The 15,325-nt window shown below is 73.1% G+C and carries 13 protein-coding genes and 2 pseudogenes; 9 read left to right on the top strand and 6 right to left on the bottom strand.

The window, feature by feature from the left end; all coding sequences use genetic code 11:
• The first annotated feature begins 266 nt into the window (after positions 1-266).
• From pstS to pstB, 4 genes are read left to right on the top strand one after another with little or no spacing between them, the layout of a single operon-like run.
• Positions 267-1,373 (top strand): phosphate ABC transporter substrate-binding protein PstS, encoded by a 1,107-nt coding sequence (gene pstS / locus SM577_RS04510; protein ID WP_302920785.1) that lies wholly within the window; start codon positions 267-269, stop codon positions 1,371-1,373.
• Positions 1,374-1,416: 43 nt separating this feature from the next.
• Positions 1,417-2,508, top strand: a complete 1,092-nt coding sequence (gene pstC, locus SM577_RS04505) for a phosphate ABC transporter permease subunit PstC (protein WP_302920784.1) — start codon at positions 1,417-1,419, stop codon at positions 2,506-2,508.
• 25 nt (positions 2,509-2,533) lie between these two features.
• On the top strand, positions 2,534-3,622 hold the full coding sequence (gene pstA / locus SM577_RS04500) for a phosphate ABC transporter permease PstA (protein WP_302920783.1): 1,089 nt from the start codon (positions 2,534-2,536) through the stop codon (positions 3,620-3,622).
• Positions 3,623-3,642: 20 nt separating this feature from the next.
• Positions 3,643-4,419: a phosphate ABC transporter ATP-binding protein PstB gene (gene pstB / locus SM577_RS04495; RefSeq protein WP_302920782.1), complete on the top strand. Its 777-nt coding sequence runs from the start codon at positions 3,643-3,645 to the stop codon at positions 4,417-4,419.
• A gap of 97 nt (positions 4,420-4,516) precedes the next feature.
• On the opposite strand, the gene SM577_RS04490 is transcribed toward pstB, so the two are convergent.
• Positions 4,517-5,350 (bottom strand): NUDIX hydrolase, encoded by an 834-nt coding sequence (locus SM577_RS04490; protein WP_302920781.1) that lies wholly within the window; start codon positions 5,348-5,350, stop codon positions 4,517-4,519.
• Positions 5,351-5,421: 71 nt separating this feature from the next.
• Here SM577_RS04490 and SM577_RS04485 point away from each other — a divergent pair, with 71 nt between their 5' ends.
• Positions 5,422-6,390, top strand: a complete 969-nt coding sequence (locus SM577_RS04485) for a Gfo/Idh/MocA family protein (RefSeq protein WP_474586356.1) — start codon at positions 5,422-5,424, stop codon at positions 6,388-6,390.
• A gap of 57 nt (positions 6,391-6,447) precedes the next feature.
• Here the strand turns inward: SM577_RS04485 and SM577_RS04480 are convergent, their stop codons facing one another.
• From SM577_RS04480 to SM577_RS04470, 3 genes are all read right to left on the bottom strand, one after another.
• Complete coding sequence (locus tag SM577_RS04480) at positions 6,448-7,452, bottom strand: inorganic phosphate transporter (protein WP_302920779.1); 1,005 nt, start codon at positions 7,450-7,452, stop codon at positions 6,448-6,450.
• A 4-nt stretch (positions 7,453-7,456) separates the two neighbouring features.
• Positions 7,457-8,083, bottom strand: coding sequence for a DUF47 domain-containing protein (locus tag SM577_RS04475; protein ID WP_088996260.1), 627 nt, complete (start codon positions 8,081-8,083; stop codon positions 7,457-7,459).
• A gap of 130 nt (positions 8,084-8,213) precedes the next feature.
• Positions 8,214-9,260, bottom strand: a complete 1,047-nt coding sequence (locus SM577_RS04470; protein WP_474586355.1) for a PPK2 family polyphosphate kinase — start codon at positions 9,258-9,260, stop codon at positions 8,214-8,216.
• A 223-nt stretch (positions 9,261-9,483) separates the two neighbouring features.
• Here SM577_RS04470 and sigJ point away from each other — a divergent pair, with 223 nt between their 5' ends.
• Positions 9,484-10,449, top strand: coding sequence for an RNA polymerase sigma factor SigJ (gene sigJ / locus SM577_RS04465; protein ID WP_302920777.1), 966 nt, complete (start codon positions 9,484-9,486; stop codon positions 10,447-10,449).
• A 15-nt stretch (positions 10,450-10,464) separates the two neighbouring features.
• Here sigJ and SM577_RS04460 read toward each other — a convergent pair whose 3' ends face one another.
• Positions 10,465-10,971, bottom strand: a complete 507-nt coding sequence (locus tag SM577_RS04460) for a DUF402 domain-containing protein (protein ID WP_302920776.1) — start codon at positions 10,969-10,971, stop codon at positions 10,465-10,467.
• Between the two features lie 136 nt (positions 10,972-11,107).
• Here SM577_RS04460 and SM577_RS04455 point away from each other — a divergent pair.
• Both SM577_RS04455 and SM577_RS04450 read left to right on the top strand, forming a co-directional pair.
• A pseudogene (locus tag SM577_RS04455) lies at positions 11,108-12,475 on the top strand (ATP-dependent DNA helicase); the annotation flags it as partial.
• A 156-nt stretch (positions 12,476-12,631) separates the two neighbouring features.
• Positions 12,632-13,315: pseudogene (locus tag SM577_RS04450) on the top strand (ATP-dependent DNA helicase); the annotation flags it as partial.
• A 94-nt stretch (positions 13,316-13,409) separates the two neighbouring features.
• Here the strand turns inward: SM577_RS04450 and SM577_RS04445 are convergent.
• Positions 13,410-14,762 (bottom strand): AI-2E family transporter, encoded by a 1,353-nt coding sequence (locus tag SM577_RS04445; protein ID WP_474582360.1) that lies wholly within the window; start codon positions 14,760-14,762, stop codon positions 13,410-13,412.
• 106 nt (positions 14,763-14,868) lie between these two features.
• On the opposite strand from SM577_RS04445, the gene SM577_RS04440 reads away from it, so the two are divergent.
• Positions 14,869-15,207 carry a GroES family chaperonin gene (locus tag SM577_RS04440; protein WP_302920773.1) on the top strand — a complete coding sequence of 113 codons (339 nt, stop codon included), beginning with the start codon at positions 14,869-14,871 and terminating at the stop codon, positions 15,205-15,207.
• Positions 15,208-15,325 lie beyond the last annotated feature (118 nt).

The following is a 15,325-nucleotide window of genomic DNA, read 5'->3' as shown; positions in this document are numbered from 1 at the left end:
CCGCCGGGTGCCGGGGCGTCGACACCCCGGCACCCGCTGCGCGCCCTGAAAAATGCCCATACTTCCGACAGAGGCACCTGAGTTCACGTAACGGACAACTCGCCCTCAGCACGCGGTCACCTGGCGGGCCGGACGAGTTCACCTGGCGTTCATTTCCGCCCGGCAAACCGGCTACCTGGCGCTCCTAGCTTGTGTGACAGCCGGCCAGCGCCGGTTCCCGGGCCCCAGTCCGGGCGCCAAGTCAGACGTGAAGGGAAACCCCTCAGGTGAAGCTCCAGCGGCACGGCACTCTCGCCTGCCTCGCTCTTACCGCGACGCTCGCCCTCAGTGCATGCGGCTCGGACAACAACGAGCCCGCGAGCGGCGCCACCGCCTCCGGGTCGGCCGCCGCCGCCGACTGCGCCACCGGCACGCTGAACGCCCAGGGCTCGTCGGCGCAGAAGAACGCCATGGCCGAGTGGATCAAGGCGTACCAGCAGAAGTGCCAGGGCACCACCATCAACTACGAGCCCTCCGGCTCGGGCGCCGGCATCCAGGCGTTCATCGCCGGCACCGCCGACTTCGCCGGCTCGGACTCCGCCCTGAAGGAGGAGGAGCAGCCGCAGGCGAACGCCAAGTGCGTCGGTGGCCAGGCGATCAACCTCCCGATGGTGATCGGCCCGGTGGCCGTCGCCTACAACCTCAACGGGGTGCAGAACCTCCAGCTCAAGCCCGTCACCCTGGCCAAGATCTTCGCCGGCAAGATCACCAAGTGGGACGACGCCGCGATCAAGGCGGACAACCCCGGGGTGAACCTCCCGGGCACCACCATCCAGACGGTGCACCGCTCGGACTCGTCCGGCACCACCGACAACTTCACCGACTTCCTCAGCAAGACCGCCGAGGCCGAATGGACCTTCGGCAAGGCCAAGGAGTGGAAGGCCCCGGGCGGCACCGGCGCCAAGGGCTCGGACGGCGTGGCCAGCCGGGTCAAGGGTGCCGACGGCACGATCGGCTACATGGAGTGGTCGTTCGCCGAGAACGCCGGGCTGGGCATCGCCAAGATCGGCAACGGCGCCGGCGAGTTCGCCGAGCTGACCGCCGAGTCGGCCGGCAAGACCATCGCCGGCGCCGAGGTGGTCGGCCAGGGCGACGACCTGAAGATGAAGATCGACTACAACACCAAGGAGGCCGGGGCCTACCCGATCGTCCTGGTGACCTACGAGATCGTCTGCTCCAAGGGCCTGGCCGCCGACAAGCTTCCCCTGGTCAAGGGCTTCCTGGGCTACGCGGCCAGCACCGAGGGCCAGGCCGAGCTGACCGAGCTGGGCTACGCCCCGCTGCCGGAGACCGTCCGCACCAAGGTCGAGACCGCGGTCAAGAACATCGCCTGAGCCGACCGACCGACACCACCTCCGCAACCGAAGCGAGCGACAGATGGGTGAATCCCCTCACCGCTCGGCCAACGCCGGCACCGGCGGGACCAACGTGACCGAGAGTCGCGAGTGGCCCGCCGGTGCCTCGGCGCGTGTGGCCGAGGCACCAGTCAGCACCCGTACCCCGGAGGGCCCCGGGCTGGGCGGCGGCGGCGCGTTGCCCCGGGCCCGGGCCTTCGGCGCCGAGCGGGCCTTCCGCGGCCTCACCCTGGCCGCCGGCACGGCCGTCCTGGTCGTCATCGCGGCGATCGCCGTCTTCCTGGTCGCCAAGGCGCTGCCGGCGCTGCGGGCCAACACCGAGAACTTCTGGACCTTCGAGGGCTGGTTCCCGAACGACCCCGAACCGAAGTTCGGTATCGGCGCGCTCGCCTTCGGCACCGTGCTCAGCTCGGTGATCGCGCTGCTGCTGGCCGTCCCGGTGGCGCTGGGCATCGCGCTCTACCTCTCGCACTACGCGCCCCGCCGGGTGGGCACCACGCTCGGCTTCCTGATCGACCTGCTCGCCGCGGTGCCCAGCGTGGTCTTCGGGCTCTGGGGCCGGGACTACTTCTCCGGCCCGGTCGCCGACCTCTCCGCCTGGCTCAACCGGTACTTCGGCTGGATCCCGCTCTTCGGCGGCGACGGCCCGTTCGGCGCCTCGATCCTGCTCGGCGCGCTGGTCCTGGCGATCATGGTGCTGCCGATCATCACCTCGCTCTCCCGCGAGGTGTTCCTGCAGACCCCGACCGCCAACGAGGAGGCCGCGCTCGCCCTGGGCGCGACCCGCTGGGAGATGATCCGCACCGCCGTGCTGCCGTACGGGCGGCCGGGCATCGTCGCCGCGGTGATGCTCGGGCTGGGTCGGGCGCTCGGCGAGACCATCGCCCTGGCGCTCACCCTCGGCATCACCTTCGGCATCTCGGTCAACCTGATCGAGAACGGCGGCAACACCATCGCCGCCAACATCGCCAACGCGTTCGGCGAGGCCAACGACACCGGTCGGGGCGCACTGATCGCCTCCGGCCTGGTCCTCTTCGCCATCACGCTGATCGTCAACATCACCGCGCGGGCGATCATCCACCGCCGCCGCGAGTTCACGGAGTCGGCCGCATGAGAAGCGAGCGAAGCGGAGTGCCGGCATGAGCGCCACCGTCACCACCCACCGTCAGCAGCCGCCGGCCCAGCCGGTCACCCTGCGGGCCAAGCGCCTGCCGCGGTACGTCCCGCCGGCCCTGGCCCTGGCCGCCGTGGTGGTCGCCGCCGCGATCGTGTACGGCGCCGGCATCGGCGGCCCGGTGCTGGTCGTGGTGGTCGGGGCGCTGCTCTACCTGGGCGGGCTCTTCGCCGCCGCGAACGCGGTGGAGGGCCGCCGGTCGGCCCGCGACCGCACCTGGAGCGCGCTGATCCACTCGGCGTTCGTGCTGGCCGTCCTGCCGCTGGCCTCGGTGGTCTGGACGCTGCTCAGCAAGGGCGCCGAGCGGCTGGACGGCAACTTCTTCCTCACCTCGATGAACAACATCGGGGCGCGGGACCCGGAGGGCGGCGCGTACCACGCGATCGTCGGCACGCTCCAGCAGGTCGGCATCGCCACCCTGATCACCGTCCCGCTCGGCATCCTCTGCGCCATCTACGTGGTCGAGTACGGCCGGGGCAAGTTCGCCTTCGCGATCCGCTTCTTCGTCGACGTGATGACCGGCATCCCGTCCATCGTCGCCGGCCTGTTCGTGCTGGCGTTCTGGGTGCTGATCGTCTCGCCGGTGTTCAACGACGGGCGGCCCGGCTTCTCCGGCTTCGCCGCCGCGCTGGCGCTGAGCGTGCTGATGCTGCCCACCGTGGTCCGCTCCACCGAGGAGATGCTGCGTCTCGTCCCGGCGCCGCTGCGCGAGGGGGCGTACGCCCTCGGCGTGCCGAAGTGGAAGACCATCCTGCGGGTCGTGCTGCCGACCGCGCTGCCCGGCATCGTCACCGGCGTGATGCTCGCCATCGCCCGCGCGGCCGGCGAGACCGCGCCGGTGCTGCTGGTCGCCGGCGGCGGGGCGGCGATCAACTTCAACCCGTTCGAGAACAACCAGTCGTCGCTGGCCCTCTTCGTCTACCAGCAGGCCGGCGACGCCTCCCGGTACGCGCCGGCCCGGGCGTGGACCGCGGCACTGACCCTGGTCGCGCTCGTGCTGATCCTGACCATCGCGGCGAAGCTGCTGGCCCGTCGCAACCGGCTCGGCCGATGAACCCCGGAGGTACCACCACCATGGCCAAGCGCATCGAGGCGGAGAACGTCACCGCCTACTACGGCGGCTTCAAGGCGATCGAGAACATCAGCCTGACCGTCGAGCCGAAGACCGTCACCGCCCTGATCGGCCCGTCCGGCTGCGGCAAGTCCACCTTCCTGCGGTCGATCAACCGGATGCACGAGGTGCTCCCCGGTGCCCGCGTCGAGGGCAGCCTGACCATCGACGACCAGGACATCTACCAGCGGGACGTGGACGTCACAGCGGTCCGTCGGATGATCGGCATGGTCTTCCAGCGGCCGAACCCGTTCCCCACCATGAGCATCTTCGACAACGTGGTGGCCGGGCTGCGGCTCAACGGCGTCCGGAAGAAGTCGATCCTGGAGGAGGCGGCGGAGCGGGCGCTCCGCTCGGCGAACCTCTGGGACGAGGTGAAGGACCGGCTCGGCAAGCCCGGTGCCGGCCTCTCCGGCGGTCAGCAGCAGCGGCTCTGCATCGCCCGCACGATCGCCGTCGAGCCGCAGGTGGTGCTGATGGACGAGCCCTGCTCGGCGCTCGACCCGATCTCCACGCTGGCCATCGAGGACCTGATGTTCCAGCTCAAGGACAAGTTCACCATCATCATCGTCACGCACAACATGCAGCAGGCCGCCCGGGTCTCGGACCGGACCGCCTTCTTCTCCATCGAGAAGACCGGCGACCCGGGCCGCCTCATCGAGTACGACAACACCCAGAAGATCTTCAGCAACCCGAGCGTCAAGAAGACCGAGGACTACATCACCGGCCGCTTCGGCTGACACCCCGCCGTCGGCGGCGCGGCCGGCTGTAGTGCCTCCTCGGAAAGAGTGGCCATTCCTCACGGCAATGGCCACTCTTTCCCTGTCGGGGCGAGCCTCAGCCGAGGCGGAAGCGGGGCTGGCCGTGCTCGGGGAGGTCGAGGCGGGGGGTGATCGGGGTGGCGGCGTCCCGGGTGGCGGCCGCCCGGACCACCCCGTCGAGGTCGCCGGCGGCGGCCACCTGGGCGAGGGTGACCAGGGTGGGCGGGAGCATGGTCAGCTCGCCCGCCTCGGCCCGGGCGTGGGCGTCCGCCGGGCGGGCCCACAGCGTCCGGTCGGCCTCGCCGGAGACGTCCCGGGTCCGCTGCCCCTCGGGCAGCAGCGCCACGAAGAAGTACGTGTCGAAGCGGCGCGGCTCGAACTCCGGGGTGATCCACCGGCTCCACGGCAGCAGCAGGTCCGAGCGGAGCGTCAGCCGGCGCTCGGCGAGCAGATCGGCGAAGCCGACCCGGCGCTGCTCCAGGGCGACCCGGGCGGCCTCCCAGTCGTCGCCGCTGACGTCCCCGACCACTGTCGCCGGGTCGGGGCCGGCCAGCAGCACCCCGGCCTCCTCGAAGACCTCCCGGGCCGCGGCGCAGACCACCGCCCGGGCGGCGGCGGGGTCCAGCCCGAGCCGTTCGCCCCACCGGGCCGGGGCCGGACCGGCCCAGCCCGGGTGCGCCTGCGAGTCGGACGGGTCGACGCCGCCGCCCGGGAAGGCGTACATCCCGCCGAAGGCCATCGCGGCGACCCGGCGGATCAGGTAGACCTCGAAGCCGGCGTCGGCCGGGCGGAGCAGCAGTACGGTGGCCGCCACCCGCGGCACCGCGGGGGTGCCGCCCTCGGCGCGGAACCGGCGGGCGTGCTCCACCAGCGCCGGCGGGGCGGCGAAGCCGTCGCTGTCGATCGTCATGCGGCGAGCCTAGTTCCCACCTGCCGGGTGGGCCGCGCCCCGCCCTGTTGATCGTCGCTACGGTTGCCGGCATGACTCGTTGGGGCATCCTGGCCACCGGCCACATCGCCGGCCGCTTCGCCGAAGACCTCCGGCTGGTGCCGGGCGCCGAACTGGTCGCGGTCGGCTCGCGTACCGCCGAGAGCGCGCAGCGGTTCGCCCGCCGGCACGGCGTGCCGCGGGCGTACGGCTCCTGGCCGGAGCTGGCCGCGGACGCCGACCTGGACGTGGTCTACGTGGCCACCCCGCACGCCGCGCACCACCAGGCGGCGCTGACCTGCCTCGCCGCCGGCCGGGCGGTGCTGGTGGAGAAGCCGATCACCCTCGACCTGGCCACCAGCACCGAGCTGGTCGACACCGCGCGGGCCGCCGGGATCTTCCTGATGGAGGCCATGTGGATGCGGACCAACCCGCTCCTGCGGCGGGTCTGCGCGCTGGTCGCCGACGGCGCGATCGGCACGGTGACCAGCGTTCAGGCCGACTTCGGGGTGGCCGGGCCGTTCCCGCCGGAACACCGGATGCGGGCCCGCACCCTGGGCGGCGGCGCGCTGCTGGATCTCGGCGTCTACCCGGTGAGCCTGGCCCACCTGCTGCTCGGCGTCCCGCAGCACGTACGGGCCTGGGCGAAGCTCAGCCCGGAGGGGGTGGACGAGAACACCGGCATCGTGTTCGGCTACGACTCGGGGGCGGTCGCCACGCTCAGCTGCGGCATCACCGGGGTCACCCCGCTGACCGCCGCGATCACCGGCACCACCGGGCGGATCGACCTGCCCGAGCCGTTCTACCGGCCCGGACGGGTGACCCTGCACCGGGCCGGCGCCGAACCGGAGACCATCGACGCGGACCTGGTCGGCGGCGGCTACCAGCACGAGGCGATCGAGGTGCAGCGCTGCCTGGCCGAGGGCCTGCTGGAGAGCCCCCTGGTGCCACACTCGGCCACCCTCGAGGTGATGGCCCTGCTGGACACCATCCGCGCCCAGATCGGCGTCGACTACACCTGACCGCCGGGAAACGCGGAGGGGCCCCGCCGTGCGGCGGGGCCCCTCGACGTCGGCCGGTCAGCTGAACAGCGGACGGGCCAGCAGGTACATCAGCGCGCCGATGGTGCCGGCGGCCGGGAAGGTCAGGATCCACGCGCCGACGATGTTGCCGGCCACGCCCCAGCGCACGGCGGAGAGCCGCTTGGTCGCGCCCACCCCCATGATCGCCGAGGTGATGGTGTGCGTGGTCGAGATCGGGGCCCCCAACACCAGCGCGTTGAAGTAGAGCACCGAGCTGGCCACGGTCTCGGCCGCGAAGCCCTCCGGCGGCTTGAGGTCGATGATCTTCCGACCCAGGGTCCGGATGATCCGCCAACCACCGGCGTACGTGCCGGCGGCCAGCACGGCGGCGGAGGTCCAGAACGCCCACTCCGGGATGTGCGTCGGGTCGTCCTGGTAACCGCCGACGAAGAGGGCGAGCACCACGATGCCGATGGTCTTGGCGGCGTCCTGCATGCCGTGGCCGACCGACATGGCCGCCGCGGACGCGGTCTGCGCCCAGCGGAAGCCCCGGTTGAGCTTGCCCGGGTGCCCCTTCCGGAAGATCCACTGCACCGCGATCATCACGATGTAGCCGAGCAGGAAGCCGACCATCGGCGACAGCACCATCGGGATGATGACGCTCTCCCCGATGCCGGTCCAGAGCACCGTGCCGGAGGCGGCGATGGTCGAGCCGACCAGGCCGCCGATCAGCGCGTGCGAGGACGACGACGGCAGGCCGAAGTACCAGGTGATCAGGTTCCAGACGATGGCGCCGACCACGCCGGCGAAGACGATGCCCAGGCTCGCCGTGCCGGTGGGCAGCTTCACCAGCCCGCTGCCGACGGTCTTGGCCACCTCGGCGCCGAAGTGGGCGCCGATGAAGTTGCCGACGGCCGCCATGGCCAGGGCCACCCGGGGTGTCAGCGCCCGGGTGGAGATGCTGGTCGCGATCGCGTTGGCAGCGTCGTGGAAGCCGTTGGTGTAGTCGAACGCCAGGGCCACCGCGATCACCGCCAGCACGGCGATGAGTTCGGGACTCACAGGATCAGGACTCCTTGACCGCGATGGTCTCGACGGTGTTGGCCACGTGCTCGAAGGCGTCGCAGGCGGCCTCCAGCTCGTCGGCGACCTCCTTCATCTTCAGCACGGTCAGCGCGTCGTACTCGCCGGAGAAGAGCCGGACGAGCAGCATCCGGTACGCCTGGTCGCCGTCGTTCTCCAGCCGGTTGCACTCGATCCAGTAGTCCTCGAGGTCCTTCATCGACTTCAGCCGGGGCATCGCCTCGGCGGTCAGCTTGGCCTGCTGGTCGAGGACGTTGACCAGCTCGTGCATCTCGCGCGGCAGCGACGGGAGCTTGGTCAGCCCGTAGAGGTAGAGCAGGTTGCCGACCGCCTCCAGGTGGTCCATCACGTCGTCCAGCAGCGAGCCGAGCCGGTAGATGTCCTCCCGGTCGAACGGGGTGATGAAGGTGGAGTTGATCTTCTTGTACAGCTCGTGGGTGATCTGGTCGCTGTCGTGCTCCACCTCGGTGAGCCGCTCGCTGACCGACTGCACCTCGACCCCGGGCAGAGCCAGCTCGTTGAGCAGCTCGGTACCCCGCACCAGGTTCTGCGCGGCCCTGGTGAAGAGCTCGTAGAAGGCGCCCTCGTTCGGGCGGAAGGAAAACTTCACAGCACGGACCTCGTCGTGTCGGTGGAAGGGTGGCGGCCGCCCCCAAGGGGTGCCCGCCTGGGAATGCTAGGAAACGGCAGAACCGCGAATACGGCGGCCCACCCCTGGCCAGGCCGCATTCATCGCTCGTTCACCTACTGTTCACCTGCGACGATCTCTCAGGTCCCAGCAGCCGCTCCCGTTCGTGCCGCAGGTCGAAACCGGCTGGCGGATACCCGAGTTGGAGTGTGTCGAACGTCTCCCGGAGCAGGTGCGCCAACGCCCAGTCCCGGTACCACTTGCGGTCCGCCGGCAGCACGTACCAGGGCGCGGCCGGGGTGCCGCAGCGGCTCAGCGCCTCGGCGTACGCGGCCTGGTAGTCGGCCCAGCGGGCCCGGGCGTCGACGTCGGCGGGATCGTACTTCCAGTGCTTGCGCGGGTCGGCCAGCCGGGCCAGCAACCGCTCGCCCTGCTCCGCGTACGAGATGTGCAGCAGCACCTTGACCAGGACCACGCCGGAATCCGCCAGCTCCCGTTCGAAGGCGTTGATCTCGTCGTACCGGGCCTGCCAGACCGGCTCCGGCACCAGCGACTCGACCCGGGCGACCAGCACGTCCTCGTAGTGCGAGCGGTTGAAGATCCCGACGTACCCGGGCGGCGGCAGCGCGCGGCGGATCCGCCACAGGAAGTCGTGCCGGAGTTCCTCGGCGGTGGGCGCCCCGAAGGAGCGGATGTGCAGGCCCAGCGGGTTCATCGCGCCGGCGACCCGCTTGATCGCGCCGTCCTTGCCGCCGGAGTCCATCGCCTGGAGCACCAGCAGCACCCGCTGCCCGGCGCCCCCGGCCGGCCGCTCCCCCGCCGCGCCCGCCGCGCCCGGCTCGACCGCCCGGTCGCCCTCGCGCCGAGCACCGTCGGGACGCGCGGGACCGGCCGGGTCGCCGTCACCGGCGGCCGAGCGGGCCTTGGCGGTGGCGAAGAGCATCTCCTGCTGCCGGCCCAGCTCCGCGCCGACCAGCTCCAGCTGGGCGCGGGCCCAGCCCTTGCGGTGTTCCCCGGTCACCTCCGGCCCGGGCAGCCCCGGCGTGGACCGCGGATCGATCGATCCCAGCTCGACCGGCCCGCCCGGCGGCACCCGCAGCAACTCCCGCAGCCGTCCGCCCACCGGCGGCACGACCCCGGTCTCGACACCCGCGCTCATCCCCGGATCATCACCCACCCCCGCCGATCCCGCCCGTCGAGCGGTCCGCCCCCGACCTCGTGCACTCCCGCTGTACCGGCGGAAAGCCGTCCTCTCCGGTGCGGGCGACCGGCCGATCGACCCGTTCGCCGGCGGGCTCGTCACAATCCGGGTGCGGCGCGCGTCCCCGCGGGCGGGAGAATGTGTGTTGGTCGGGCGGTGCCGGCCTTGGGAGGGGGCGGCGGTGCGGGACCTGGCGACGGAGTTCGAGGCCGAACGCGGGCGGCTGCTGGCGGTCGCGTACCGGATGCTGGGCAGCCAGAGCGAGGCCGAGGACGCCGTGCAGGAGACCTGGCTGCGGTACGCGGGAGCGCTCGCCGACCCGGCGGCCCGCGCCGAGATCGACAACCTCCGCGGCTGGCTCACCACCACCTGCGCCCGGATCTGCCTCGACGTGCTCCGCTCCGCCCGGGTCCGCCGGGAGGCGTACCACGGCCAGTGGCTGCCCGAGCCGGTGGTGACCCCACTCGACCAGGCGCCCCGCGCCGACGGTTACGCCCCGGACCCGGCCGAGCGGGCCGTCCGCACCGACCTGGTCGGCATCGCCCTCCAGGTGGTGCTGGAGCGCCTCGGGCCGGAGCAGCGGGTGGCCTTCGTGCTGCACGACGTGTTCGCCGTCCCGTTCTCCCGGATCGCCGACGTGCTCGGCACCAGCGAGGCGGCCGCCCGCCAGCTGGCCTCCCGGGCCCGGCGGGCGGTGAACGCACCGGACGTGCCCCGGCACACGGCGGACCCCGCCGAGCAGCGGCGGGTGCTCGCCGCGTTCGTGGCCGCCGCCGAGTCGGGTGAGCTGGCCGAGCTGGTCCGGCTGCTCGCCCCCGACGTGGTGCTGATCGGCGACAGCGGCGGGCACTTCCCGGCGGCCCGCCAGCCGGTGCGCGGCGTGGCGAAGGTCGCCCGGTTCACCCTCGGCCTCTTCGGCCGCGCCGGTCGTTACGCCGGCACCCTGCGGGCCCGCCCGGTGCTGGTCGACGGGGTGCTCGGGCTGCACCTGGAGACGGTGCACTCCGACGGCCGGCCGATCCGGCTGATCAGCGCGGTCACGGTGCACGACGGCCGGGTGACCGGGATCTTCAACCAGCTCAACCCGGAGAAGGTGGCGCACCTGCCGCCGCTCGGCGCGCAGGACGCCTGGCCGCCCCGCTGGTGACGCCGGCCGCCGGGCTCAGACCACCAGGGCGAGCCACTTGCGGTACGAGGTGGCGAACGGCTCGGTGCCGTCGCCGAGCGCGCCGAAGAGCCAGCGTGCGGCGGCCTCCGCCTCGGTGACCACCTCCTCCGGGTAGCCGAACCGGACCCGGTGCTCGGCGAACTCGTCCTCGTCGCGCAGCTCGACCGCCCCGGTGGCGCGTCGGCGGACCACGTCGAGGTCGAGGTCGATCAGGTGGACGGTGTCGTCGTTCTCCCAGCGGGCCGGGCTGGCGATGTCGCAGTAGACCTCGCTGGTGCGCGGGGGCGGGTTGAACATGCCGGTCCACCAGGCGTGGTGCGGCACCAGCAGCACGAACGGGATCTGCTCGACCGACGGCCGGCCGTGGTAGACGGACTTCGTGCCGGCGGTCACCCCGAGCCAGACGCCGAGATCGTCCTCGGTCAGCCGACGGGCCGGGTAGTCGCGGTGGGCGCTGCCGTCGTACTTGCGGTAGATCACGCGGACCACGTCGCTCGGCATGAGTCGCACCCTAACCGATTCCACCCAGGGGCCGCCGCACGGGAAGTAACCGGGCGCCCCCGGAGAGTCCGTACCGTTACCTCGCCACGGGCGGAGCCCGCCGGCCGCTGTCGGCGCGGCCCGGTACCGTCGCACGGTGACCCCGCCCCGTACCGCCGCCGGTTCCGCCGTCCCGTCGACCCGCGCCGGCGGCCGGCGCCGGGGCGAGCGGCCGAGCGCCGCGGAGCTGCTCGCGGCGGCGGTGGGCGCGGTGCCCGGCGGCGCCGCCCGGCCGGGCCAGCAGCAGATGGTGGCGGCGATCGAGGAGTGCGTGGCGGCCCGCGAGCACCTGCTGGTGCAGGCCGGCACCGGCACCGGCAAGTCGCTGGCCTACCTGGCGCCGGCGCTCACCGTGGACGGGCCGGTGGTGGTCTCCACCGCGACCCTGGCGTTGCAGTCCCAGCTGGTCGACCACGACCTGCCCCGGCTGGCGGACGCGGTCACCCCGCTGCTCGGCCGGCGGCCCACCTTCGCGGTGCTCAAGGGGCGGCACCACTACCTCTGCCTGGCCCGGCTCGACAACTCCACCGAGGAGGAGCCGGAGGACACCCTCTTCGACGCCCCGGCGGCCCGGCCCGGCGGCGGCACCAGATGGCTGGGCGAGGCGGGGCGGCTGGGCAAGCAGGTCCAGCGGCTGCGCGACTGGGCGGCGGAGACCGACACCGGCGACCGCGACGAGCTGGACCCGGGCGTCGACGACCAGGCCTGGCGGCTGGTCTCGATGCCGGCCCGGGAGTGCGTCGGGGCGTCCCGCTGTTCGTTCGGCGCCGAGTGCTTCGCCGAGGCGTCCCGGGCCCGGGCCCGGGAGGCGGACATCGTGGTCACCAACCACAGCCTGCTCGCGGTGGACATGCTCGCCGGCCGGCAGATCGTGCCGCCACACAAGCTGCTCGTCGTCGACGAGGCGCACGAGCTGGCCGACCGGGTCTCCTCCGCGGCCCAGGCCGAGCTGGTGCCGGAGCTGATCGACCGGTCCGCGCGCCGGGCCCGCCCGCTGCTGCGGCCGGAGACGGCCGAGGCGCTCACCGCGGCCGGCGACGCGCTGGCGGTCGGGCTCGCCGAGGCACCCGCCGGCCGGATCACCACCGGCCTGCCCGGCCCGCTGCGCGAGGCGTGCACCCTGCTCGACGCGGCCACCCGCGCGGCGCTCGACGCGATCGGCGACATCAAGGCCGACGACCCCGACCCGGTCCGAAAGCAGCAGGCCAAGGCCGTGCTCGACGAGCTCGCCGACACCGCGCAGCGGCTGCTGGAGGAGGCCGACCACGACGTCGCCTGGGTGGAGAAGAACGACAACACCGGGCGCCGGGCGCTGGTGGTCGCGCCGCTTTCGGTCGCCGGCACCCTCGCCACCCACCTGTACTCCGACCGCACGGTGGTCGCCACCTCGGCCACACTGACGCTGGGCGGCCGGTTCGACACGGTGGCCCGGTCCCTCGGCCTGGAGGCCCCACCGCCGTCACCACCGTCGCCGGCCGCCGCCGCCCTCGCCGCCTCGACCGGGCGCGCCGGCGGGGCGGGCGCGGCACGGTCGGGGGCGGCCGACGGCGGCAGGGGCGGCGCACCTGGTGCGACCGCCGACGCGACGGCCGGCGACGCATCGGGAACGGCCGGCGGCGCGGTGGCCGGCGGGCCGGGCTGGCGGGCGTTGGACGTCGGTTCGCCGTTCGACTACGCCCGGCAGGGCATCCTCTACGTCGCCGCGCACCTGCCCCGGCCCAGCGTCTCCGGGCTGCCCGAGGCGGCCGGCGAGGAGCTGCTCGCGCTGGTCGGCGCGCTCGGCGGGCGTACGCTCGGGCTCTTCTCCTCCCGGCGGGCCGCGCAGCAGGCGGCGGAGCTGGTCCGGGCGCGGACCGACCTGCCGGTGCTGTTGCAGGGCGAGGAGTCGCTGCCGCTGCTGGTCCGCCGGTTCCGCGAGGAGCGCTCCAGCTGCCTGTTCGGGGTGATGTCGCTCTGGCAGGGGGTGGACGTGCCGGGCGACTCGTGCCAGCTCGTGGTCATCGACCGGCTGCCCTTCCCCCGCCCGGACGAACCGCTGGCCGCCGCCCGGGCCGCCGCCGTGGACGCCAGCGGCGGGTCCGGCTTCGCCGCGGTCAGCGTGCCGATCGCCGCCGTCCGGCTGGCGCAGGGCGTGGGCCGGCTGATCCGGGCCACCGGCGACCGGGGCGTGGTGGCGGTGCTCGACTCGCGGCTGGAGACCGCCCGCGGCTACGGCCCGTTCCTCCGCCGCTCGCTGCCGCCGTTCTGGTACACCACCCGCTCCGACGTCGCCCGCGGCGCCCTCGAACGCCTCGCCAAGTCCTGACCCCGCGCCCCAGAACCCGCACCGACAGAGAACGAGTGGCCTTCCGAGCCGGAGAGGCCACTCGTTCTCTGTACGTGCGCGGATCTTCGAGGGGTCAGGGGGCTTGGGAGGCGACCACCACGGCGTCGGGTGGGGTGTCCGGGACGGTGCGGGCGGCGAGCCGGCGGACCGCGGTGTTCAGCACGGCGATCAGCGGCACCGAGACGAGCGCGCCGGTGATCCCGGCGAGGACCACCCCGGCGGCGATGCCGATGATCACGGCAAGCGGGTGGATGGCCACCGCCCGGCCCATGATCAGCGGCTGGAGCACGTGCCCCTCCAGTTGCTGCACGCCGATCACCGCGCCGAGGATGATCAGCGCGGTCACCGGGCCGCTGTCGACCAGGGCGACCAGCACCGCGACGCCGCCGGAGAGGGTGGCACCGACGATCGGGATGAACGCGCCGAGGAAGACCAGCGCGGCGAGCGGGAAGGCGAACGGGATGTCGAAGATGACCAGGAAGATGCCGATGCCGACCGCGTCGATGAAGGCCACCAGCACCGTCGCCCGTACGTAGGCGACCAGGGTCGACCAGGCCGCGCGGCCGGCGTCGTCGACCTTCCAGCGCGCCGCCACCGGCAGCAGCCGGACCAGGAACCGCCAGATCCGGTTGCCGTCGCGGAGGAAGAAGAAGGTGGCGAAGAGCACCAGCAGGGTGCCGGTGAGCACCTCAGCCAGGGTGGCCGCGGTGGAGAGCGCGCCGCTGGTGAACTTCTCGGTGTTGTTGTTGATCCACTGCTGCCCCTCGTCGATGTAGCGGTCGAGTTGACCGTCGGAGAGGTGCAGCGGCCCGGTCTTCAACCAGTTCTGGATCTGCCGGACGCCCTCCGAGGACTTCTCGCTGAGCTCCGGCACGCCCTGGATGAACTCGTTCACCACCAGGGTGAGCGTGCCGATCACCGCGGCCAGGCCGCCGACCAGCACCACGGCGGTCGCCAGCGACCGGGGCAGGCGGGCCCGCAGCAACCAGCCCACCGCCGGCGCGAGGAGCGCGGAGAGCAGCAGGGCGACGGCGAGCGGGATGATCACGATCCGGATGGTGCCGACGATCTTCAGCAGCGCCCAGGCCACCACGCCGATCACGATCAGCCGCCAGGACCAGGCGGCGGCGATCCGCAGCGCGTGCGGCACGTCCGCGTCGTCGCGGCTGGACGTGGAGTTGTGCATGGCGGCCGGTGGCTCCGCCCCGACCACCGTCGCCGTCACCGGGGCCGCCGGCCCCGGGGAGGCCGGGGTGGCCACCTCGGCCGGCTCGGGAACCGCCGCGGACCTGTTCCGGCCGGAGCGCACCGATTCGCGTCCCGACTCGTACGCGCGACGCAGCCGTCCGCGTACCCGCTCGAAGCGGCTCAAGCGCACCTCCTGGCATGAGAACCGGCCCGTCCACGGTGTCAGGTCGCACAGGATACGCCTGACCACGTCACCGTAGGGCAGTTCCGCCACCCAGTGCCCCGGTGCCGGGCGGCCTAACCACCGGGCCGCCGGCCGACCCGGACACGGTAGCGTCTGCGGCGTGACCGCCGACAAGAATCTCGACTCCGGCCTGCCGATCCGGCTGCTGCACGACCGGGTGCTGGTGCGCATGGAGGGCGGCGAGGGCGAGCGCCGCTCCACCGCCGGCATCGTGATCCCGGCGACGGCCGCCGTGGGCAAGCGCCTGGCCTGGGCGACCGCTGTCGGGGTGGGGCCGAACGTCCGCTCCATCGTCTCCGGTGACCGGGTGCTCTTCGACCCCGACGACCGCTCCGAGGTCGAACTGCACGGCCGCGGCTACGTGCTGCTGCGCGAGCGCGACGTGCACGCCGTCGCCGCCGAGCGGGTGGAGAACGACTCCACCGGTCTCTACCTCTGATCCGCCCCACGACCACCCGCCACCCGGTCCGCCACCCCGCCTGACGCGGCCGCGGCCGCGGCCCCGGTCCCGCACCGAGCCCGCCCGGTGCGCCGCTCCGGCCGACATCGGCCGGGGC

Source organism: Micromonospora desertarenae (assembly GCF_056150265.1).
This window is presented reverse-complemented; position numbering and strand designations above follow the sequence as displayed.

Coding starts and splice junctions, on each gene's coding strand:
- pstC (WP_302920784.1), top strand. CDS start 1,417: ATGGGTGAATCCCCTCACCGCTCGGCCAACGCCGGCACCGGCGGGACC.
- pstA (WP_302920783.1), top strand. CDS start 2,534: ATGAGCGCCACCGTCACCACCCACCGTCAGCAGCCGCCGGCCCAGCCG.
- pstB (WP_302920782.1), top strand. CDS start 3,643: ATGGCCAAGCGCATCGAGGCGGAGAACGTCACCGCCTACTACGGCGGC.
- SM577_RS04490 (WP_302920781.1), bottom strand. CDS start 5,350: ATGACGATCGACAGCGACGGCTTCGCCGCCCCGCCGGCGCTGGTGGAG.
- SM577_RS04485 (WP_474586356.1), top strand. CDS start 5,422: ATGACTCGTTGGGGCATCCTGGCCACCGGCCACATCGCCGGCCGCTTC.
- SM577_RS04470 (WP_474586355.1), bottom strand. CDS start 9,260: ATGAGCGCGGGTGTCGAGACCGGGGTCGTGCCGCCGGTGGGCGGACGG.
- SM577_RS04460 (WP_302920776.1), bottom strand. CDS start 10,971: ATGCCGAGCGACGTGGTCCGCGTGATCTACCGCAAGTACGACGGCAGC.